This is a genomic window from Thalassobaculum salexigens DSM 19539, assembly GCF_000423805.1.
In the GTDB taxonomy this organism is placed as follows: domain Bacteria; phylum Pseudomonadota; class Alphaproteobacteria; order Thalassobaculales; family Thalassobaculaceae; genus Thalassobaculum; species Thalassobaculum litoreum.
Window position 1 is genome coordinate 81,018 of record NZ_KE384093.1, and the last position, 21,822, is coordinate 102,839.

Below are 21,822 nucleotides of genomic sequence, written 5' to 3' on the forward strand. Positions count from 1 at the left end.
CTATTCGGCCGGGGCGGCGGCCGTGCTGTCGGACTTGGCGGGCGCCTCATCGTGCCGGGCCACCCGGCGGCGCGACATCAGGGTGTAGACCGCCGGCACCACGAACAGGGTCAGGATCGTGCCCAGGCTCATGCCGCCGACGATCACCCAGCCGATCTCCTGGCGGCTTTCGGCGCCGGCGCCGTGCGCCAGGGCCAGGGGGATCGCGCCGGAGACCATGGCGCCCGTGGTCATCAGGATCGGCCGCAGCCGCAGGACGGCGGCCTCGACCACCGCCTCGTGCATGGGCCTGCCCTCGTCCTGCAGCTGGTTGGCGAACTGCACGATGAGAATGCCGTGCTTGCTGATCAGCCCGATCAGCGTGACCAGCCCGACCTGGCTGTAGATGTTCAACGTGCCGCCGCTGAGCTCCAGGGCCAGCAGGGCGCCGGTCATCGACAGCGGCACGGTGACCATGATGATGATCGGGTCGACGAAGCTCTCGAACTGGGCGGCCAGCACCAGGAAGATGAAGCACAGCGCCAGGATGAAGACGAAGACCAGGTTGCTGCCGGTCTGCTTGAACTCGCGGGACTCGCCGGCGAAGTCGTAGCGCACGGTGGTCGGCAGCACGTTCTTCGCCGCCTCCTCCAGCACCTCCAGCCCCTCGCCGAGCGAATAGCCGGGGGCCAGGTTGCCGGTGATGGTGGCCGAGCGGAACTGGTTGAAGCGGTTCAGCTCCTTCGGCGCCACGGTCTCGCGCACGGTGACCAGGTTGGAGAGCTGGATGTCGGCGCCGCCGCGGCCGTGGACGTAGATGTCGTTGAGGTCGCTGACCGTGCGCCGGTCGTCCGGGGCCATCTGGACGATGACGTCGTACTGCTCGCCGTTCTGGTTGAAGCGGGTGACCAGCCGTCCGCCCAGTAGGGTCTCCAGGGTGCGGCCGACGGTCAGCACGCCGGCGCCGGTATCGGCCACCCGCTCGCGGTCCATCTCGACCGAAAGCTGGGGCTTGTTCAGCCGCAGGTCGCTGTCCAGGTTGATCAGGCCGGGGAATTTCTCCGCCTCGGCGATGACCTCGCCGACATACTCGTCGAGCTGCTCGTAGCTGTCGGAGGTCTGGATCACGAACTCGATCGGCTTGCTGCGCGCGCTCTGGCCGAACGAGCCGGGGTTGTTGGCGAAGGCGCGCACGCCGGCGATCTTGCGCAGGTCGGGCTGGACGTCGCGCACGATCTCCATCTGGGTGCGCTCGCGCTCCTCCCAGGGAGTGAGCTGGGAGAAGGAGATCAGCTCGGTGACCGCCCGCGAGCCGACGATGACGAAGTAATGCTCTACCTCGGGGATCTCGTTGAGCATCTCCTCGAACTGCTCGGCGTAGCGGCTGGTGAAGGTGACGGTGGAGCCTTCCGGCGCGTTGCCGGCGGTGAACAGCACGCCGCGGTCCTCGATCGGCGCCAGCTCGGATTTCAGCCCGGTCAGCAGCACGTAGCTGCAGCCCGCCACGCCCAGAGCCAGCAGGATCACCAGCGGCCGTGCCTTCAGGGTCAGGGTCAGCAGCCGGCGATAGCCCTCGTTCAAGCCGTTCAGCCCGCGTTCCAGCACGTTGTAGAGGGTGCCGTGCTTCTCGTGGTTCTTCAGCAGCCGCGAGCACATCATCGGGCTCAGCGTCAGGGCGACGAACCCCGACACCAGCACCGCGCCGGCCAGGGTCAGGGCGAATTCGGCGAACAGCGTGCCGGTGCGGCCGGGCGTGAAGGCGACCGGGACATAGACGGCGGCGAGCGTCAGCGTCATCGCCACCACCGCGCCGGAAATCTCCTTGATGCCGACGATGGCGGCCCGCACCGGCTTCAGGCCGTTCTCCACATGGCGGTGGATGTTCTCCAGCACCACGATGGCGTCGTCCACCACCAGGCCGATGGCCAGCACCATGGCCAGCAGGGTCAGGGTGTTGATCGAGAAGCCCAGGATGCTCATCAGCGTGAAGGCGCCGATCAGCGACACCGGGATGGTCACCAGCGGGATCAGGGTGGCGCGGAAGGACCTCAGGAAGAAGAAGATCACGATGACCACCAGGCCGATAGCCTCGATGATGGTCTCGTAGACCGCGTCGATGGAGCGGTCGATGAACACCGACTTGTCGTAGGCCACCTTGACCGCCATGCCCTGGGGCAGGCTGTCGGTCAGCGCGGGCATCACCTCGGCCATGGCGTTCGACACGTCGAGCGGATTGGCCGTCGCCTGTTTGACAATGCCGAGGATGACGGCGTTGTCGCCGCTGAACCGGGTCACCCGCCGCTCGTCCTGCGGACCGAGCTCGACCCGGGCGAGGTCGCGCATACGCACGGGGAAGCCGTCCACGTCCTTGATCACGATCCGCTCGAACTGCTCCGGGGTGACCAGCCCGGTCTCGGACAGGACGGTGAACTCCCGGTCGATGCTCTCGATCCGGCCGGCGGGCACCTCCACGTTCTGCTGGCGCAGGGCGTCCTCGATGTCCTGGGTGGTCAGCCGGTAGGCGGCCAGCCGCTCGCGGTCGACCCAGATCCGCATGGCGTAGCGCCGCTCGCCGAAGATCCGCACCTCGGCCACGCCGGGCAGGTTCTGCAGCCGGTCGCGCACATAGCGGTCGGCATAGTCGGAGATCCGGATCGGCGAGTGCCGGTCGCTGGTGAAGGCGAGATAGATGATCGCCTGGGCATCGGCCTCGACCTTGGCGATGACCGGCTCTTCCACCTCGTCGGGCAGCCGTCCGCGCACCCGGGAGACCCGGTCGCGCACGTCGCTGGCGGCCACGTCCGGATCGACGCCGAGGCGGAAGCGGACGGTGATCTGGCTCTGCTCCGGCTTGCTGGTCGAGGTCAGGATCTCGATGCCCTCGATGCCGGCGATCGAGCCTTCCAGCACCTGGGAGACCTGGGTCTCGATGATCTGCGCGCTCGCCCCCGGATAGTCGGTGCGCACGGAGACCACGGGTTCGTCGATGTTGGGATATTCGCGGACGGTGAGCTGGTTGTAGGACACCAACCCGACCAGGGTGACGATCAGGCTGACGACCGTCGCGAAGACCGGGCGGCGGATGAAGAACTCGAAGGCGCCCATGTCAGCTCGTGCCCCCGGTGGTCAGGACGTCGACGGCACCCTTGTCGCGGACCTTCTCGTGGCCGGCGGTGATCACGACGTCGCCGGCGGAGAGCCCCTCGACGATCTCGACCTCGCCCGGCCGGCGCTGGCCGAGCTTCACCTGGGTCAGGGCGGCCTTGCCGTCGACCACGCGGAAGACATACTGGCCGCCGCCGCGCGCGAAGACCGAGGATTCCGGGACCAGCACGGCGTTCTCGCGCCGGGCGGCCAGGATCTGGACCCGGGCGAACAGGCCGGGAAACAGGATGCCGTCCGGGTTGGGGACTTCGGCGCGCATGCGGATCGCGCGGCCGTTCTCGTCCACCACCGGGTCGATGGCATAGACGGTGCCGTCGAAGGCGGCACCGGGGACCGCGTCGACCAGCACGCGGATCGACTGACCGCGGCGGATCTCGGACAGCACCAGTTCCGGCACCCGGAAGTCGACCTTGATCGGGTCGATATCGGCCAGTCCCACCAGCGTGTCCCCCGGCGTCACATAGGCGCCGACACTGACGGTGCGGAAGCCGAGGATTCCGGAGAAGGGGGCCGCGATCGTCGCCTTGCCGAGGCGGGCGCGGGCCAGTTCGCGGTCCGCCTGGGCGACCCTGAAGGCGGCCACCGCCTCGTCGCGGGCGCGCAGGGTGCCGGTCCCCTGCTTGGCAAGGGTCATCGCCCGCTCCCGATTGGCCTCGGCCAGGGTCAGGTCGGACTCGGCCTTGGCCATCTCGGCGCGCAGGATTTCGGAATCCAGCTCGACCAGGACGTCGCCCTGGCTGACCCGGTCACCTTCGCTGAAGGCGAAGCTGTCTATCCGGCCGGCGATCTCCGGCGAGACGACGACCGCCTCGTTGGCGCGCAGGGTACCAACCGCATGGATGGAATCGACGACCGTATCGATGATGACCGGTGCGGCCTCCACGGTCGTTGCCCGCTCGGGAGTCGCGGTCTGCGCCCTGGCGGCGGGGGCGGGCTCGAAGTCGATCCGACCGGTTTCGACGAGCCAGTACGTACCGGCACCTGCCACAACCACGGCAACGCTCATCGCGATCCAGAACGATCGTCTGCCCATGGCGGCAACCCAATTTCCTAGGAGAACCTACGAAAAAAGGTACAGCCGAATCTCAAAGACCCGCAAGCCGACAAACCGGCGGTCTTCTTTTCTTCATCAGCGGGTGTTCCGAGCGCGGCCCTGCATGGAGCGCCGGACTGCACGCGATCTGTCGTCGGGAGACATCCATGGTCAACGCGGGGGAGGGGACGGCGTGGGGATATGCCCCCTCCCCCGGTCGACGGGCAGGCGCCTAGGGATCGGGCGCCGCCAGTCGTCTAGCCGAGGAGTTTCCAGTTCCACCTCGTCTCGTTGGCTGTCTTCACCGGCCCGCAGGACAGCGTGCCCGTCGTGCCGGGTGGGTTGGGGTCGTAGAGATACACGCCGTACATCCGGTTCAGGATCCGGACGACGTTCGAGGCGCCGGCGACCGGCTCGAGGCTCCAGTACTGGTCCGGATAGTCGCCGCCGTCATGGGCGCGGACCTCGCCTCCGGAATTGGCGATGACGCAGGTGTTGGCCTTCTGGTTCGTGATCTTGAAGTAATTCTCCTGATACTGCAGGAAGAACCAGCGGGTCGGTCCGCCGATGACGGTTCCCGAATAGGCACAGAGTCCGTAGTTGTGTGGCCATTCTGCGGTGCGCGCGACGAGATTGGCGGTGAAGACATTGTGGAGCATGACCGGCAGGGCGGCGGACAGGCCCGTGGTCATGGAGAAATCCGATAAAGACATGTCGCGCCCTCTTCCTCGATGTCCCTCGCGTCGGGCCCGTGCCTGACCCGGTCACTCTGCTCGAGCCCGCGCCGGGCGTCCTGATGGGCATCCGAAAAAAAGCCGAAATGTGCAGGCTGCGCCGTCCACGGCCGGTCCGCCGGTCGCCCGGACCTCAAAAACGATTTCGATGAACCCGGAATAACAATAAGGTCATTGGAAATGTTGCGGTGCGACAGATCGGAATCGCGATGCAGGTCCCGGTCCTTAGCGGTTCAACGCAGCTGTCTGGCGCGGCTTTGGCGGGGATGGGGATGAGCGTAGACGTCATCTGGCTGGTGTTCTGCGCGGGGCTGGTCTTCGTCATGCAGCCCGGCTTCGCCTGCCTGGAGAGCGGTCTCGCCCGGTCCAAGAACAGCATCAACGTCGCCACCAAGAACGTGGCCGACTTCATCATCTGCACGTTCTTCTACCTCGTGATCGGCTTCGGTCTGATGTTCGGCGACAGCTATTACGGCCTGTTCGGCGGCAGCCTGCTGTTCTTCAACGCCCACAGCGCCGAGCTCGTGGCGTTCTTCATGTTCCAGCTCATGTTCTGCGGGACGGCGGCGACCATCATCTCCGGCGCGGTCGCCGAGCGCATGCCGTTCAAGGCCTATCTCCTGGTCTCCGCCCTGGTGTCGCTGATCATCTACCCGATCTTCGGCCATTGGGCCTGGGCCGGGGTGATCGCCGAGGGGCAGGGGTGGCTCGCCGAGATCGGCTTCGTCGATTTCGCCGGCGGCACCGTGGTCCATTCCGTGGCCGGCTGGGTCAGCCTCGCGGCCGTCATCATCATCGGCCCCCGGATCGGTCGCATGGGGCCGAACCGGGTCGCGTTCCGCAGCCACAGCCTGCCGATGGCGACGCTGGGCATGTTCCTGATCTGGTTCGGATGGATCGGCTTCAACGGCGGCAGCCTGCTGACCGCCGACGAACGGGTGCCGCTGATCATCCTGAACACCATGGTGGCCGGCTCCATGGGCGGGCTCGGCGCGATCGTCGTCGGCTACTGGCGCGGCGGCCGGGTCGAGGTGGCGGACCTGATCAACGGCTGCCTCGCCGGCCTGGTGGCGATCACGCCGACGGCCCATTGCGTCGGTCTGGCCAGTGCCGCCCTGCTGAGCTTCATCGGCGGCATCCTGTGCCTGTTCGCCTGCGAGGCGATCCGGAAGATGGGGATCGACGACGCGGTCAACGCCTTCCCGGTGCACGGCGTCTCCGGCGTCTGGGGCACCCTGTGCGTGGCGATCTTCGGCGACCTGGAGCTGATCGGCACCGGGCTCGGCCGGCTGGAGCAGTTCGGCGTCCAGTGTGTCGGCGTGACCGCCGCGACCGTCTGGGCCTTCGGGCTGGGCTACGTCCTGCTGCGGCTGGCCGACAGGGTGGTGCATCTGCGGGTGCCGGAGGCGTGGGAGCGCATCGGCCTCAACGTCTCCGAACATGGCGAATCCACCGACCAGCTCGACCTGCTTCGCCGGATGGATCGCCATCGGCGTACCGGCGACTTCACCCGGCCCATCGAGGTGGAGGCGGATTCCGAGGTCGGCGACATCGCCCGGCAGTACAACCTGGTGCTGGAGCGGCTCTCCGCCGCCAAGGCGGAGGCGGAGCAGGCGAACGCCACCAAATCCCGCTTCCTCGCCTCCATGAGCCACGAGCTGCGCACGCCGCTGAACGCCATCATCGGATTCTCCGAGATGATGACGAAGAAATACTTCGGCGATCTGGGGTCGGCGAAATACGACGACTACGCCGGCGAGATCTACCGCAGCAGCACCCACCTGCTGGATCTGGTGAACGAGATCCTGAACATCTCCACCATCGAGTCGGGCGGCTACAACCTGAGCAAGTCGCTGGTCGATCTGAAGGCCATCGCCCGGGAAAGCGCCCGGGTCGCCAGCCAGTCGGTGCGCGAGAAGAGCCTGAAGCTGGTGGTGATCGGCGACAACGACGCCCCGCCGCTGGAGGCCGATCCCCGGGCCATGCGTCAGATCGTGCTGAACCTGGTGTCCAACGCCATCAGACACACCCCCAGCGGCGGCTCGATCACCGTGGAGGTCAGCATCGTCGGCGATCTCCACATTCTGTACGTGCGCGACACCGGCGAGGGCATCGCGCCAGACTGGCTGCCGCGCCTGACCGACGCCTTCGCCACCTCGGCCACCAACCCCTATCTGGCGGAGGGCGGGGTCGGTCTGGGGCTGTCCATCGTGAAGATGCTGGTCGAACTCCACGGCGGGACGCTGTCGATCGACAGCAAGCTCGGCGAGGGCACCGAGGTGAAGGTCTCCATCCCCAATCCCTGGACGGGGACAATGCCCTGACCGGGAGCCTTACCGGCCGGCGGCGTAGCCCTGCATGCCGCGGGCGTTGGCGGCGGCCTTGAGCACGTCGCCATCCTTCGCCGCCGCGGTCAGCCGCCCCTCGCTCCAGTCGCCGCCGACCTGAACCTTATGGCCCTGGGCCTTCAGGGTGTCGATGGTGCGGGCGTCGAACCGACCTTCAACGGCGAGCTTTCCGGGATGTCGGGCGCGCGGCCAGAACGAGCCGGGGAAGTGCTCGGAATGGAAGGCGGGGGTGTCGATCGCCTCCTGCAGGTTCATGCCGTGCTCGACATGGTGCAGGAACAGCAGCAGCGACCATTGGTCTTGCTGGTCGCCGCCCGGCGTGCCCCAGACCATGTAGGGCTCGCCGTCGCGCATGGCGAGCGACGGAGACAGGGTGGTGCGCGGGCGCTTGCCCGGCTCCAGCGAGGTGGCGGCGTCGCCGTCGAGCCAGAACATCTGGCCGCGCACGCTCATGCAGAAGCCCAGTTCCGGCACCACCGGCGCGCTTTGCAGCCAGCCGCCGGACGGGGTGCAGGAGATCATGTTGCCGTCGCGGTCGATGACGTCGATATGCACGGTGTCGCCGCGGGCCTCGCCCATCGGCGTGACGGTCGGCTCGCCCAGGCTCCAGTAATGGCCGATCTCGCCTGGATCGCCGTCGGCGGCGAGCGCCGCGGCGATGTTCGGGTTGCGGCCCAACGGGCTGCCCGGCCGCAGGTCGAGCGACGCGGTGTCGCCCATGAGCGCGCGCCGCTCCCTGGCATAGGCGTCGGACAGCAGCACATCGGCCGGCACGTCGGTGAAGTCGGGGTCGCCGTACCAGGCCTCGCGGTCGGCGAAGGCGAGCTTGGCGGCTTCCACCACGGTATGGACGAATTCCGGGCCGGCGGCGTCCATGTCGGACAGGCCCATGCCGCGCAGCAGGGCGAGCTGCTGCAGCAGGACCGGGCCCTGGCTCCAGAACCCGCATTTGCACACGGTGTAGCGGCCGTAATCGAGGGTGACCGGATCCTCGTAGCGGGCACTCCAGGCGGCGAGGTCGTCGCCGGTCATCAGCCCGCTATGGGCGCGGCCAGAGGAGTCGAGCAGGGTCTCGTTGCGGTAGAACCGGTCGATCGCGTCGGCGACCCAGCCCTTGTACCAGATGTCGCGCGCCGTCTCGATCTGCCGCAGCCGGTCGCCCGACGATGCCTCGGCCTCGTCCAGGATGCGGCGGTAGGTGGCGGCCAGGGTGCGGTTGGTCATCCACTCGCCGACGGCCGGCGGATTGCCGCCCTTCAGGTACACCTCGGCCGAACTCGGCCAGTGCTCGCGGAACAGCGGGGCGACCCGGCTGGCGAACTCGGCGATCTTCGGCAGCACCGGCACGCCCTGCTCGGCGTAGTCGATGGCGTAGGAAAGAACGTCGCGGAGCGACAGGGTGCCGTAGTCGGCCAGCAGCTTCAGCCAGCCGTCGAAGGCGCCCGGAACCACCGCCGGCAGCAGACCCGAACCCGGGATCAGGTCGAGACCGAGCTTCTGGAAGGCGTCGATGGTTGCGCCGGCGGGAGCGGAGCCCTGGGCGCAGAGCACGCGCGGCTTTCCGTCCTTGTTGGCGAAGAACACCGCCGGCAGCTCGCCGCCCGGACCGTTCAGGTGCGGCTCGGCCACCTGCAGGGCGAAGCCGGCGGCGATCGCCGCGTCGAAGGCGTTGCCGCCCTTCTCCAGCACCGCCATCCCGGCCGCCGAGGCAAGCCAGTGGGTGGTGGTCACCATGCCGAACTTGCCCTGGAGTTCCGGGCGGGTGGTGAAGGCGAGCTTGGCCATGGGGGGCTCCGAAGGGTCGGTTCAGGTTATGCGGCGGCTCGCGCAGCACGGCTGCGCCACCAGCTCCAGGCGGCGAGGAGGATCACCACGGCCAGCGACACGAGCTCGATCTGGACGTTCCAGTAAAGCAGGCCGATCGCGGCGACCGCGAGGACGATCCGCTCGACCACCGAGATCCGCTGGAAGATCCGGCCCTCCAGGGCGCAGTTCAGCGCACCCGTGGCGATGAGCGCCTGGGCGACGGCCATGATCTGCGCGCCGAAGCCGCTGCCGATCCCGAGGATCTCGGGCTCGAACAGGAACAGGAACGGCATCAGGAATCCGGGCAGGGCGAGGCGGACGGCGTTGAAGGCCGTGCCCCAGAACTTCGCCTTGGCGATGTTGGCACCGACCAATGCTGCGACCGCGACCGGTGGCGTGACCGCCGAAAGGTTGGCGAAATAGAACACGAACATGTGGGCGGCCAGCAGCGGCACCCCGGTCTCCACCAGCGCCGGCGCGCCGAACAGGGCGACGATGAAATACGACGCCGAGGTCGGCAGGCCGAGGCCGAAGACCAGGCAGGATACTGCCACGATGATCGACAGGGTGAACAGCGAGCCGTCCGACAGGTCGAGCATGGCGAAGGACAGCTTCTGGGCGAAGCCGGTCACGGTCAGCAGCTCGATCAGCACGCCGATCACCGCGATCACGGTGGCGACGGCGGCACCGGCGCGGGCACCCTCGACCAGCCCGTTGACCACCCGCCCCAGCGCCTCGCGGAATGCACCGAGGCTGAAGCGGCCGAGGAAGACGGTCATCAGAAAGTCGAGGCCGAGCAGCAGCAGCACCGAGATCAGCGCCGCCGTTCCCGCCGGCATGCCGCCGACCAGCAGCCAGACCAGCACGAAGACCGACACCGCCAGGTGCCACTGGCGCTTGGCGGCCTCGGCCAGGGTCGGGCCGCCCTCCAGCACGTCGGATTCGCGGGCGTCGAGGTCGAGGCTGATGGCGCGGAGCTGCACCGAGAACATCAGATAGGCGTAGAAGATCAGCGCCGGCGCGATGGCGGCGATCATGATCGAGTTGTAGGGCAGGCCGGTCATGCCGACGATCAGGAAGGCGGCGAGGCCCATCACCGGCGGCATGAGCTGGCCGCCGGTCGACGCGACCGCTTCGACCGCGCCGGCGAACTCGCCCTTGAAGCCGTAGCGCTTCATCAGCGGGATGGTGAGCGCGCCGGTGGAGGCGACGTTGGCGACCGTGGAGCCGGAGACCGTGCCCATCAGGCCGCTGGAGATCACCGCGACCAGGGCCGGCCCGGCCCGCGACTTGCGCCCGACGGTGAAGCCGAGCTGGACGATGAAATCGACCGCACCGGTCGCCTTCAGCGCGCCGCCGAACAGCATGAACATGAAGATCGTGCCGGCGGACAGGCTGGTCAGGCCGCCGAGCAGACCCTGGAAATACGGAATGGAAGTGTAGCCGAGCAGGCGTTTCAGGGCGATGCCGCCGTGGAAGAAGATCTCCCCGGGCATCAGGTAGCCCCACAGGCCGTAGGCGATGCCGATCAGCGCCAGCGCCGGGATCGTCCAGCCCCACTGGAAGCCGGACAGGATCAGCGCGGCCGCCAGCAGCAGCACCGCGACCGCCATGTCCTGCGCGTTCGGCAGGAAGCTGCGGACCTGGGTCAGCGCTTCGTATTCGACGTGGATATAGGCCATCAGGACGACGGTCAGGGCCGTCAGTCCCCAGAACATCGCCCGGCGCAGCTTCTGCTCCGCACCGCTCTGCTCGATCAGCGCCAGGAAGCCGATGATGATGGCGAAGCCGAGGTGGAAGTTCCGGAACTGGCCCGACGGCAGCGTGAAGGTCGCCATCTGCATGAAGTGAATGCCGAGCATGACGAGCGCGGCCACGAGCAGGAGGCCCGTGGCCGCGCGCGACCGCGTGTCGGCGGCACCGGCGACCTCTTCGAGGCGCCGGTGCGTCTGGTCCGTTTGTGTCAAAGCGTCCCCGTCAGAGCAGGTGTCAGCCGTGGATCTTCAGGTCGTCACGCCACACGCCCTGTTCCTTGAAATACTTCGCGGCACCGGCATTGACCGGATAGGCGGGCATCAGGAACTCCATGGCGAACTCGGGATTGATGTCCTTGAGCTTCACACCGCCGCGCTGGCGCACGAACTCGGCGTTCTCGTAGACCGCCTTGGTCACGTTGTAGCCGACCTCCTCGGAGATGTTCGGGCTGGCGGCCAGCACGCCGCCGAAGGACACCATGCGGGTCGGCTCCTTCAGGCTGGCCCAGGTGTCCGGCGAGACCATGGCGCTCTTCACGCCCGGGTTCATCTCCGCCGCCTTGTCGATCAGTTCCTGGCTGATCGGCAGGATCTTGAGCTCGTGGGTGGTCTCCAGGCGCTGCATGACGCCCGCCGGATTGCCGGCGGTCAGCAGCGACGGGATGCAGTCCACCGCGCCGGAGGCCAGGGCATCGTAGCTCTCGCTCCAGGAGCCGTAGGTCCACTCGACCTTGTCCTTGATGCCGGCGGCCTCGAACAGGGTGTTCCAAAGGCCGGTCGTGGCACCGCCGGCCGCCGCCGGCATGACCCGCTTGCCCGCCAGATCCTCCAGCGTCTCGATGCCGGAATCGGCGCGCACCATCGGGGTGCACTGCCACACGGTGTAGGAGAACATCTGCACGGCGTCGACCGGATTGCCCTCGTAGCGGCCGAGGCCGTTGATCGCCGGGTACCAGTCGGTGGTGGTGGACTGGCCGAAATCGAGGATGCCTTCGCCGATCAGCGCCATGTTCTCGGCGCCGCCCGCCGTCGACAGGGACGCGTGGCGGTCGTCGGAGAATTTCGAGGCCGCGGCCGAGAGCACGGTGATGATCTGATAGCCGGTCGACCCCAGGCTCGAGGAGCCCCACTGGTAGATCTTGCCGGCCGCCTGCGCACCGCCGCCGAGAAGCGGCGTCATCGCCGCAGCACCGGCCGCGCCGCCAATCCCCTGAAGAAGCGTTCTTCTGGTCAGAATGGACATGAATAACCCCCTGGTCACTGAAGTGATTGGTTTGCCGCCGGGCAGCGACAGACGAGGGAGGTTAGTGGGCACCGCAGCATGCGGCAACCCGGGGAAAGTCGGTTTCCAGCTAAACAGGAATGAATGGTTGAACGGAGAAGGGGATTATTCTTCTCCGTTCGTTTTCCCTGGAGACGCGCTGCGACGTCAGTAGGCCCAGAGGGCGGCGACGCTCTCCGTGCCGCACGCGACCTGCCCCACCGTGCCGGACCCGGCGGTGGCGGGAGCCGGTGCTTCGTCCGGCTCGTCCCCGTGGTCCAGCGCCGGCTGGTAAAAGCCGGTGAAACGTCGGCGGGCGGCGAGCCAGGGGGTCAGCGCCCGGGTGTCCTCCACGGCGACGGCATCGAAGCCGCTGCGCTGCATGAACAGGAACAGGTCGCGGATGACGTGGCCGGTCGCCCGGATCTCGCCGATGAAGCCGAGCCGCTCGCGCAGCAGACGGGCCTGGGAGAAGGCGCGCCCGTCGTTGAACTTCGGGAAGCTCAGGGCGACCAGATCCAGCCCCGGCAGGGCGTCGACGATGTCCTCCACCGCCTCGTCCGGTGCAAGCGTGATGCCGACCCGCTCGAACCGGGCGGCGGCCGCGCGGCCGATCGACCGCCATTCCTCGAGGCTGAGCAGCACGCTTTCGTTCGGGCAGATCTCCGTCAGGTCGCGGCCGTTCAGCGGGCGCCAGACGTCCTCGATCACGCAGTCATGCTTGACGATCGGCATAGAGAGCCTCCTTGAACGGGGTCAGACCGGTGCGCCGCACGGTGGCGACGAAGGGCTCGCCCGTCTCGCGGACGCTCCGGTAGGTTTCGATGATGCGCTCGACGGTTTCGGTCACCCGCTCGAACGGGACGGCCGGGCCGACGATGGAGCCGACCGCCGCGTCGTCGCCGGCGGAGCCGCCGAGGGTGATCTGGTAGAACTCCTCGCCCTTCTTATCGACGCCGAGGATGCCGATATTGCCGACATGGTGATGGCCGCAGGCGTTGATGCAGCCCGAGATGTTCAGGGTCAGCGGGCCGATCTCGTTGGCCAGCTCGCTGTCGGCGAAGCGCCGGCTCAGCGCCTGGGCCACCGGGATCGCCCTTGCGTTGGCCAGGTTGCAGTAGTCCAGGCCGGGGCAGGCGATGATGTCGGTGATCAGCCCGATATTGCCTTCGGCCAGGCCGTCGCCCTTCAACAGGGTCCACAGCTCGAACAGGTCGGCCTCGCGGACATGGGGCAGGACCAGGTTCTGCTCATGGGCGACCCGGATGTCTCCGAGCGAATAGCGCTCGGCCAGGTCGGCGATGGCGTCCATCTGCTCCGCCGTGGCGTCGCCCGGGATGCCGCCGGCCGGCTTCAGCGACACCGTCACCAGCACGTGGCCCGGCACCTTGTGCGGGAACAGGTTGGTGCGGCACCAGCGGGCGAAATCGCGGTGCTCCAGCTTGGCGGCGGCGAAGCCGGCATCCGGCTTGGCCGGCTTCAGGGCCGGCGGCGCGAAGTGCCGCTCGATCCGTCGGATTTCGGCATCGGTCAGGGTCAGCGCGCCGTCGCGGATGCGCTCCCACTCCTCCTCGACCAGCCGGGTGAACTCCTCGACTCCAGTCTGCGCCAGCAGGATCTTGATCCGCGCCTTGTAGAGATTATCGCGCCGGCCCAGCAGGTTATAGGTCCGCAGGATGGCTTCCAGATAGGACAGCAGGTGCTCCTTGGGCAGGAACTCCCGGATCGTCTCGCCGACGATCGGGGTGCGGCCCTGGCCGCCGCCGACGATCACCTCGAAGCCGACCGCGCCCTCGGCGTTGCGCCGCATGCGCAGGCCGATGTCGTGGAACTTCACCGCCGCCCGGTCGGTCTCCGCCCCGGTGATGGCGATCTTGAACTTGCGCGGCAGGAACGAGAATTCCGGGTGCAGGGTCGACCACTGCCGCATGATCTCGGCCCAGATGCGGGAATCCTCGATCTCGTCGGCGGCCGCCCCGGCGAACTGGTCGGCGGTGACGTTGCGGATGCAGTTGCCGGAGGTCTGGATCGCGTGCATCTCGACCTCGGCCAGCGAGTCGAGGATGTCGGGCACGTCCTCCAGCTTGGGCCAGTTGTACTGGATGTTCTGGCGGGTGGTGAAATGGCCGTAGCCTCGGTCCCAGCGCCGGGCGATCTCCGCCAGCTTGCGCATCTGCCGTGACGACAGGGTGCCGTAGGGGATGGCGACCCGCAGCATGTAGGCGTGGAGCTGCAGGTACAGCCCGTTCATCAGCCGCAGCGGCTTGAACTCGTCCTCGGTCAGCTCGCCGGCGAGGCGCCGGGCGACCTGCTCGCGGAACTCGGCCGAGCGGGCCCGCACGAAGGCGTGGTCGAAATTGTTGTACTGGTACATGGCTCAGGCCACCTTGACGGAAGCGGGAAGATCGGTGCCGACGGTCGGCCCGGCGGAGCGGATGCGTTCGCGCTGACCCAGCGGCACGAGGCTGCCGTCCGCCTCGACCGACACCGGGAACAGGTAGGTGCCGACCACGACCCGAGAGCGCACGGCCTCCAGGGCCGTCGCCTCGAACCCGGCGAGTTCCGCCGGCTCGGCGCTGGCATGGGCGTCGGCGAAGCGGTCGGACCAGGTATGGGCGAGGGTCAGGTAGACCACCGCCCCGTCGCTCAGGCGGTTGGCGGTCATCACTTTCGGGGGGCTGGCAGTGGCCATCGGTGGCTCCGATCTCAGACGGCGAGCCGCTCGGGCACCGGGGCCGGCGCCGTGCGGGGAAGCGGGAAGGGAAGGGCATTGGCGGCGGCGGTCACCTCGCCGATCACCAGCAGGGCCGGGCCGCGCACCGCCTGCTCCTCGACCAGGGCGCCGAGGCCGGCCAGCGTGCCGCGCAGCACGCGCTGATCGGGCTGGGTGGCGCGCTCGATGACGGCGACCGGGGTCGACGCGGCGCGGCCGGCGGCGATGGCCCGTGCGGCGATGCCGCCGGCGACCGACACGCCCATATAGACCACGATCGTGTTGCGCCCCTCGGCCAGCAGTGCGGGCTCGATGTCCAGGGCGCCGTCCTTGCCGTGGCCGGTGATGAAGGTCACTGACGAGGCGTGGCGTCGGTCGGTCAGCGGGATCGCGCAGCTCGCCGCGGCCCCCAGGGCGGCGGTGACGCCGGGCACGATCTCCACGGCGATGCCGTGGCGCCGCAGATGGGCGAGCTCCTCGCCGCCGCGCCCGAAGACGAACGGATCGCCGCCTTTGAGCCGGACTACCCGCTTGCCGGCGCGGGCGTGGGTCAGAAGAATCTCGTTGATCTCGTCCTGTTTGACGCTGTGCTTGCCCTTGCGCTTGCCGACATCGATGCGGTCGGCGTCGCGGCGCACGCAGTCGAGGATGCCCTCGCCCAGCAGCGCGTCATGCACCACCACGTCGGCGTCCTGCATCATGCGCAGCGCCTTGACCGTCAGCAGGTCCGGATCGCCCGGCCCGGCACCGATCAGGGCGACGGAACCGACCCGCTCGGCACGGCGGTCGTCGTTGATCGCGCGCAGCATCGCCTCGCTGGCGCCGGTCTCGTCGCCGGCCAGGACCCGCCCGGCGATCGGGCCGTCGAAGACGCTCTCCCAGAACAGGCGGCGGCCCTCGCCTTCGGTGATCGAGGCGGAGACAGCGCCGCGGAATCGTCCGGCGAAACGCGCCAGGGCGCCGAGCCGCGACGGCAGCAGGGCCTCGATCTTCTCGCGCAGCCGGCGCACCAGGACGGGCGCGGCCCCGGCGCTGCCGATGGCCACCAGGATGGGGTCGCGGTCGACGATGCCGGGGACGATCACGGTGGACCGGGACGGATTGTCGATGACGTTGATCGGAATGCCGGTGGCGCGGGCGGCCGAGAGGATCGGGTCGATCTCCTGGCTACCGTCATCCGACACCACCAGCAGGGCGGCGCCGTCCAGATCTTCCGGGTCGAAGGGGCGGTTGACCAGAGTCAGGGCGCCGGACGCGGCGGCCTCGACGATCTCGGTCTCGGCGCGGGGGGCGACGACCAGAAGCCGGGCGCCGGTCTTGCGCAGCAGGCGGATCTTGCGCGTCGCCTCCACGCCGCCGCCGATCACGACGCAGCGCCGGCCTTCAAGATCGGCAAACAGGGGGAAATATCTCACGGACGATCTCCATTCGGTCCAGCCTGGGCCCACGGGCGATCACCCGTGGCGCTTTAGCGGTTGGTGACGCGGTCGCAAGCTGCCCTTCAAATCGCCGCGGCCCGGAACGACGAATGCCCCTGGGCTGGTGCCGGATCGGCCCCTTCAGCGCGAAGATAAAAAGATCGTTCCCGATTGGATAGACGAAGGACTTCAAATAGAACGGGACGGTCTCAATGAGTTCTGATATGAGAAAAACCGTTCCCAAACACGGTGGAGACCGGAATGGATGATACAGACCGCCGGATCCTTCGGATCCTTCAGGCCGACTGCAGCGCGCCGGTTTCGGAAGTCGCCCGTCAGGTAGGGCTGTCCGCCTCGCCCTGCTGGAAGCGGATCAACCGTCTTCAGGAGTCGGGGGTGATCCGCGAGCAGGTCGCGGTGCTGGAGCCGGAGGCGCTCGGCTACGGGCTGACGGTCTTCATGTCGATCAGCACGGGCGAGCATTCCGGGGAATGGCTGCGCAACTTCGCCGAGTTCGTCAGCGCCATGCCCGAGGTGCAGGAGTTCCACCGCATGGCCGGCGAGATCGACTACATGCTGAAGGTGGTGGTCGCCGACATGAAGGCGTTCGACGCCTTCTACAAGCGGCTGGTCGACACCACGCCGCTGACCGAGGTGACGTCGCGGTTCTCGATGGAGACGATCAAGCAGACCACCGCCCTGCCGGTCTGACCGGGCAGCGGAGCCGACGCGACGCCTCAGCAGACCTCCAGGGAATTGTTCTCGCCGTTCCGCACCCGGTCGCGCGACGGCAGCCAGATCGTGGCCACCGTGCCACCATTGGCGCCGTTGGCGATCCGCAGCCGGCCGTTCTGTGTTTCGACCAGGCTCTTGGTGATGGCCAGGCCGAGGCCCGAGCCTTCGCCGTTGGAGGTCAGCGGATCGTCGTGCCGCAGGAACGGTTCGCCCACGCGCTCCAGAATGTCGTCCGGGACGCCGGATCCCTGATCCTCGATGGCGATGCACGTGCCGTTGTCCTGGTGGAAGACCCGGGCCGTGACCCGGCTGCCTTCCGGCGAGAACTTTGCCGCGTTGGACAGCAGGTTCAGCAGGCACTGCAACGTGAGCCGGCGATCGCACAGGATCGGGCCGGTCTCCCGCACGTCGGTCATGGCGCCGATGCTCTTCTTCACCAGCGTCGGAGCGATGGTGGTCAGCGCCTCCTCCAGAAGCGCCTGGGCCTCGACGGGGGCAATCGTCGCCTCCACCTGGCCGGCCTTGAGGCGGGACAGATCCAGGATCTCGTTGATCAGGCTCAGCAGATGCTCGCCGCTGCGCTTGATATCGCCGACATACTCGTCGGCACGAGCAGGACCGAGCTTTTCCATGCCCAGCGAGGTGATCAGTTCCGAGAAGCCGATGATGGCGTTCAGCGGCGTGCGCAGCTCGTGGCTCATATGGGCGAGGAAATGGTCCTTGGCCTCGTTCGCCCGGTAGGCTTCCTCGAGCTGATCGCGCAGCCGGTCCGACAGGCGCTGGAGTTCCTCGTTCGCCTGGACGATCTCCGACATGTCGTGGGCGGTCGCGGTGACCATCGGCTCCCCGCCGACCTGGTAGCGTGCGAGCGAGATCAGGGCCGGAAAGCTGCTGCCGTTCTTGCGGCGCGCCTGCACGATCCGCAGCGCCGACATGGGGCCGGGTACGGAGTGCGGATCGGCGATGTAGTTGCGGACCAGATCCACATGGGTCTTGCGCGCGCCGACCGGCACGAGTTCGTGGATCGAACGGCCGATTATTTCGTCTCGTCGCCAGCCGAACAGACGGACCGCCGCGTCGTTGAAGCTGGTGATCCGCTGACGGGAATCGACCGTCAGGATGGCGTCGGGCGTGGCCGCGAGAATCGCCTCCAGCTGGTCTCGGCCCTCGGCGATCACCTGGCGGGCGGTGACCTGTTCCGTTACATCCTCCTGGACGCCGATGAAGTGCGTGATGGTGCCGTTGCGATCGCGGATCGGCGACAGATTGAGGGTGTTCCAGAAGGTCGATCCGTTCTTGCGCCGGTTCGACAGGGTGACGGTGCAGGGCATGCCCCGGGCGAGGGACCGCCGGATCACCTCGAGTTCCGGTTGGTCTCCGAGCCCCTTGTTGAGGAAGCGGCAGTTCCGGCCCAGGGTCTCGCGGGACGTGTACCCGGTGATCGCGGTGAAGGCGCTGTTCACATAGACGATCGGATGGTCGTCCTTGGCTTCGGCGATGATGACGCCGCAGACGGCGGAATCGAGGGCGGCGCTGTTCAGTTCGACCTGGGCCTGCAGTTCGTGCTCGCGGGTGACATCGAAGTTCACGCCGATCATCCGCGCCGGCGCGGTCGATCCGTCGGTTCCGACGAAATGGCCGTGGCCGCGGATATGCCTGAGTTCGCCGTCGGGCGTCATGATCTGAAACTGGAGCTGGAAGGGGGCCGACGCTGCCTCGGCCGCGCGCAGCTCCTCCTCGACCCGGGGCCGGTCGGCCGGAACGATCCGGCTGATGAAGGCTTCGTGGGTGCCCTCGAAGCTGCCCGGCGGCAGCCCCATCACCTCGTGCTGCACACTGTCCCAGGTGACCTGCCCGCTGGACAGATCGTGGGTCCACACGCCGATCCGCGCCGACTGGCGGGCAAGTGCGGAGGTCTGCAGGCCGATCTGGTAGCGGTCGCGCTCGTCGGAGATCTCAAGCAGGAACTCTATGGTCAGGCCGAGCAGCGGGATTCCGCCGACGTTGCTCACGAGAATGATCGGCCAGAAATCCGACAGGATCGCGAGGCCGTCTTGGAACGGCTGGTTGACGAAGAAGGCCGGCAGTGAGGCCAGGGTCGAAACCACCGCGAGGACGACGAACCCCAGGAAACCCTGACGGCGTCGGTTCCTGCGCCGGCTGATCGCGGCGAAGACGGCCCCGGCCGCGGCATAGATGAAGACGCTGAGGATGCCGCTGATCATATACGGGCCGCCGACCTCGTATCGAGCGATCGCAGCCAGGCTCGCTGCCACCACCCCGCCCACGGGCCCGGCGAAATACCCGGCCAGGGCGAGAGGGGCTGCGCGGGTGTCGAAGGTGGAGCCGTGCGGTCCGAAGATCGGCGAGGCGACGACGACGACCGAGATCACCCCGAGGATGAGTCCGAACACGAGGTTGCGCAGCTGTCCCGTAACCAGGATATCCACATGACGGGTCAGCAGCAGCATCATGAGGGCGCCGAGGCAGAGCAGCCCGAAATTCTGCAGAATTGAATGGGCGACGATCATAGAGTCCACCGTGGGCCGGTGCCCGCAGGCTTCAACCCGTCGGTGAGGTGGTGGGCGCGAAAAGACTGGCCGCGTTTGCAGGCCGATGGCGTGCCGAAACCGGCAATCAACTCAGAGGACCGTGCGACCATGGATCTCTCCCGTCTCCGAACAACGGAGGGACGCGTGAACCAAGGATACTCAGCAACTCCTTTTCAATTGGTTAAAAAAGCCCGAAAATTCGAGCAATGAACAGCACAAGTGCAACCTATTGAGAGCGCTACCGGAAGAGTCGTCAATGTGAAGAAACTCACATTTCGGCGTTAACCATTTCTGGTCTGCGCCGGGACCGGGGTTCCAAAGAAAAAAACCGGGCCGTCGCCGACCCGGTTTTCCTGACTGTTCGGTAAGACGGGTCCGCTTAGTAGCGGTACGCCTCCGGCTTGAACGGGCCGTTGGTGGTCACGCCGATATAGGCGGCCTGATCTTCCGACAGCGTGGACAGGTTGGCGTTGATCTTCTTCAGGTGAAGCTCGGCCACGCGCTCGTCCAGCTTCTTCGGCAGGACGTAGACCTGCTTGTCGTACTTGCTGTGGTTCTTCCAGAGCTCGATCTGCGCCAGGGTCTGGTTCGAGAACGAGGCGCTCATCACGAAGCTGGGGTGGCCGGTGGCGCAGCCCAGGTTCACCAGCCGGCCCTCGGCCAGCAGGATGATGCGCTTGTCGTCCGGGAACACGATCTCGTCGACCTGCGGCTTCACGTTCTCCCACTTGAGATTCTTCAGGCCGTCGACCTGGATCTCGTTGTCGAAGTGACCGATGTTGCAGACGATCGCCCGGTCCTTCATCGCCCGCATGTGGTCGACGGTGATGATGTCCTTGTTGCCCGTGGCGGTGACGAAGATGTCGGCGCGCGGAGCGGCCTCCTCCATGGTCACGACCTCGTAGCCCTCCATCGCCGCCTGCAGCGCGCAGATCGGGTCGACTTCGGTGACGATGACGCGGGCGCCGGCATTGCGCAGCGACTGGGCCGAGCCCTTGCCGACATCGCCGTAACCGGCGACGCAGGCGATCTTGCCGGAGAACATCACGTCGGTGGCCCGGCGGATGCCGTCGGCCAGGCTCTCGCGGCAGCCGTACAGGTTGTCGAACTTCGACTTGGTGACGCTGTCGTTCACGTTGATGGCCGGAACCAGGAGCTTGCCCTTCTTGGCCATCTCGTAGAGACGGTGCACGCCGGTGGTAGTCTCCTCCGACACGCCCTTCACGTCCTTCATGAGCTCGGGATAGTCCTCGTGCATCATGATCGTGAGGTCGCCGCCGTCATCCAGCAGCATGTTCGGGCGCCAGCCGTCCGGACCCTCGATGGTCTGGCGGATGCACCACTCGTACTCCTCTTCCGTCTCGCCCTTCCAGGCGAAGACCGGGATGCCGGCGGCGGCGATGGCCGCGGCGGCCTGGTCCTGGGTCGAGAAGATGTTGCACGACGACCAGCGGATCTCCGCGCCGAGCGCGATCAGCGTCTCGATCAGCACGGCGGTCTGAATGGTCATGTGCAGGCAGCCGGTGATCCGCGCGCCCTTGAGCGGCTTCGACGGGCCGTACTCCTCGCGGATCGCCATCAGGCCCGGCATTTCGGTTTCGGCGATCGCGATCTCGCGCCGGCCCCAGTTGGCCAGGGAAATGTCGGCGACCTTATAGTCGGTGAACTCGGCCATGAATGTCCTCGTCTCCTGTCTATTGGAGCGTGCTCAGGCGGCTTTGGTGCCCGCGCCCGAGCGTCACGCTCACATCGATGTCGGCCTCGGCGCTGCGTATAACAAGCCCCGGCGAGATCGGCAAGGTAGCCGGCCGAGCCCGCCGCGCCCCGTCTCGCGGTTATGACGCCGCCTGGCGCAGCGCCTTCGCCAGATTCATCGAGGTCGGTTCGGTATAGCCCGGATGCGCCTTGCGGCCGGTCTCGAGATACCCGAGATGCCGGAACATCGCGATGTTGTCGGTCAGCAGCAGGCGAACGCCGAGGGCGACCCGGTCGTGTCCCTCGCGTCGGGCGAAATCTTCCACCGCAGCCACCAGCGCGCGGGCGATGCCGTGCCCGGCCTTCGCCGGATCGACCGCCAGCCGGTCGAGATAGATCGATCCGTCGGGCCTCGGATCGGCACAGACGGCACCCACGATATTCCCATCCAGACGCGCGACGAAGACGGCGCCGCCCCGCCCGAACCGGGCGGCGAGGCTGTCCGGGGTCTCGGTCAGGGCAGCGGAGGGCGGGTCGATCCGGCCGGCCAGGGTGGAGAAGGCGCGGTGGATGACCGCGGCCGCGGCGGCAAGGTCCTGCGGCGCGGCCGCCGCCACCCGTATCGTCAT

Annotated in this window: 15 protein-coding genes; 2 read left to right on the forward strand and 13 right to left on the reverse strand. The window is 67.5% G+C overall.

All coding sequences use genetic code 11. From position 1 onward, the window contains the following. The 3 genes from G578_RS0104650 to G578_RS0104660 form a co-directional block, all read right to left on the reverse strand. Positions 1-3,084: an efflux RND transporter permease subunit gene (locus G578_RS0104650; RefSeq protein ID WP_028793248.1), complete on the reverse strand. Its 3,084-nt coding sequence runs from the start codon at positions 3,082-3,084 to the stop codon at positions 1-3. Position 3,085: 1 nt separating this feature from the next. Further along, entirely contained in the window at positions 3,086-4,177 is a 1,092-nt protein-coding gene (locus G578_RS0104655; RefSeq protein WP_028793249.1) for an efflux RND transporter periplasmic adaptor subunit, read from the reverse strand. A 257-nt stretch (positions 4,178-4,434) separates the two neighbouring features. After that, entirely contained in the window at positions 4,435-4,869 is a 435-nt protein-coding gene (locus G578_RS0104660; protein ID WP_028793250.1) for an RICIN domain-containing protein, read from the reverse strand. Between the two features lie 314 nt (positions 4,870-5,183). Between G578_RS0104660 and amt the strand changes: the two genes are divergently transcribed. Continuing rightward, entirely contained in the window at positions 5,184-7,235 is a 2,052-nt protein-coding gene (amt, locus tag G578_RS24725) for an ammonium transporter (RefSeq protein WP_051243961.1), read from the forward strand. A 9-nt stretch (positions 7,236-7,244) separates the two neighbouring features. On the opposite strand, the gene G578_RS0104670 is transcribed toward amt, so the two are convergent. The 7 genes from G578_RS0104670 to cysG form a co-directional block, all read right to left on the reverse strand. After that, positions 7,245-9,044 (reverse strand): gamma-glutamyltransferase family protein, encoded by a 1,800-nt coding sequence (locus G578_RS0104670; RefSeq protein ID WP_028793251.1) that lies wholly within the window; start codon positions 9,042-9,044, stop codon positions 7,245-7,247. 26 nt (positions 9,045-9,070) lie between these two features. Then, positions 9,071-11,032 carry a TRAP transporter permease gene (locus G578_RS0104675; protein WP_028793252.1) on the reverse strand — a complete coding sequence of 654 codons (1,962 nt, stop codon included), beginning with the start codon at positions 11,030-11,032 and terminating at the stop codon, positions 9,071-9,073. A gap of 22 nt (positions 11,033-11,054) precedes the next feature. Next, a complete protein-coding gene (locus G578_RS0104680; RefSeq protein WP_084618690.1) occupies positions 11,055-12,062 on the reverse strand; it encodes a TAXI family TRAP transporter solute-binding subunit in 1,008 nt (335 codons plus the stop codon). A 186-nt stretch (positions 12,063-12,248) separates the two neighbouring features. Next, positions 12,249-12,815, reverse strand: a complete 567-nt coding sequence (locus G578_RS24730) for a DUF934 domain-containing protein (protein WP_051243964.1) — start codon at positions 12,813-12,815, stop codon at positions 12,249-12,251. Then, the gene (locus G578_RS0104690) at positions 12,796-14,454 is read right to left on the reverse strand and encodes a nitrite/sulfite reductase (protein WP_028793254.1); all 1,659 of its coding nucleotides are present in this window, start codon (positions 14,452-14,454) and stop codon (positions 12,796-12,798) included. The genes G578_RS24730 and G578_RS0104690 overlap by 20 nt, the downstream gene beginning before the upstream one ends. A 3-nt stretch (positions 14,455-14,457) precedes the next feature. Beyond that, positions 14,458-14,772 carry a DUF2849 domain-containing protein gene (locus G578_RS30140; protein WP_028793255.1) on the reverse strand — a complete coding sequence of 105 codons (315 nt, stop codon included), beginning with the start codon at positions 14,770-14,772 and terminating at the stop codon, positions 14,458-14,460. A gap of 14 nt (positions 14,773-14,786) precedes the next feature. Continuing rightward, complete coding sequence (gene cysG, locus G578_RS24735; protein ID WP_084618691.1) at positions 14,787-16,208, reverse strand: siroheme synthase CysG; 1,422 nt, start codon at positions 16,206-16,208, stop codon at positions 14,787-14,789. Between the two features lie 264 nt (positions 16,209-16,472). Between cysG and G578_RS0104705 the strand changes: the two genes are divergently transcribed. Next, positions 16,473-16,922 (forward strand): Lrp/AsnC family transcriptional regulator, encoded by a 450-nt coding sequence (locus tag G578_RS0104705; RefSeq protein ID WP_028793256.1) that lies wholly within the window; start codon positions 16,473-16,475, stop codon positions 16,920-16,922. Positions 16,923-16,948: 26 nt separating this feature from the next. On the opposite strand, the gene G578_RS0104710 is transcribed toward G578_RS0104705, so the two are convergent. The 3 genes from G578_RS0104710 to G578_RS24740 all read right to left on the reverse strand — a co-directional run bounded on the left by G578_RS0104710 (position 16,949) and on the right by G578_RS24740 (position 21,822). Further along, positions 16,949-19,477, reverse strand: a complete 2,529-nt coding sequence (locus G578_RS0104710) for a PAS domain S-box protein (RefSeq protein WP_028793257.1) — start codon at positions 19,475-19,477, stop codon at positions 16,949-16,951. Positions 19,478-19,877: 400 nt separating this feature from the next. Further along, positions 19,878-21,173, reverse strand: a complete 1,296-nt coding sequence (gene ahcY / locus G578_RS0104715; protein WP_028793258.1) for an adenosylhomocysteinase — start codon at positions 21,171-21,173, stop codon at positions 19,878-19,880. 160 nt (positions 21,174-21,333) lie between these two features. Then, positions 21,334-21,822: a GNAT family N-acetyltransferase gene (locus tag G578_RS24740; protein ID WP_051243970.1), complete on the reverse strand. Its 489-nt coding sequence runs from the start codon at positions 21,820-21,822 to the stop codon at positions 21,334-21,336.

Coding starts and splice junctions, on each gene's coding strand:
- G578_RS0104650 (WP_028793248.1), bottom strand. CDS start 3,084: ATGGGCGCCTTCGAGTTCTTCATCCGCCGCCCGGTCTTCGCGACGGTC.
- G578_RS0104655 (WP_028793249.1), bottom strand. CDS start 4,177: ATGGGCAGACGATCGTTCTGGATCGCGATGAGCGTTGCCGTGGTTGTG.
- G578_RS0104660 (WP_028793250.1), bottom strand. CDS start 4,869: ATGACCACGGGCCTGTCCGCCGCCCTGCCGGTCATGCTCCACAATGTC.
- amt (WP_051243961.1), top strand. CDS start 5,184: ATGAGCGTAGACGTCATCTGGCTGGTGTTCTGCGCGGGGCTGGTCTTC.
- G578_RS0104670 (WP_028793251.1), bottom strand. CDS start 9,044: ATGGCCAAGCTCGCCTTCACCACCCGCCCGGAACTCCAGGGCAAGTTC.
- G578_RS0104680 (WP_084618690.1), bottom strand. CDS start 12,062: ATGTCCATTCTGACCAGAAGAACGCTTCTTCAGGGGATTGGCGGCGCG.
- G578_RS24730 (WP_051243964.1), bottom strand. CDS start 12,815: ATGCCGATCGTCAAGCATGACTGCGTGATCGAGGACGTCTGGCGCCCG.
- G578_RS0104690 (WP_028793254.1), bottom strand. CDS start 14,454: ATGTACCAGTACAACAATTTCGACCACGCCTTCGTGCGGGCCCGCTCG.
- G578_RS30140 (WP_028793255.1), bottom strand. CDS start 14,772: ATGGCCACTGCCAGCCCCCCGAAAGTGATGACCGCCAACCGCCTGAGC.
- G578_RS0104705 (WP_028793256.1), top strand. CDS start 16,473: ATGGATGATACAGACCGCCGGATCCTTCGGATCCTTCAGGCCGACTGC.
- G578_RS0104710 (WP_028793257.1), bottom strand. CDS start 19,477: ATGATCGTCGCCCATTCAATTCTGCAGAATTTCGGGCTGCTCTGCCTC.
- ahcY (WP_028793258.1), bottom strand. CDS start 21,173: ATGGCCGAGTTCACCGACTATAAGGTCGCCGACATTTCCCTGGCCAAC.
- G578_RS24740 (WP_051243970.1), bottom strand. CDS start 21,822: ATGACGATACGGGTGGCGGCGGCCGCGCCGCAGGACCTTGCCGCCGCG.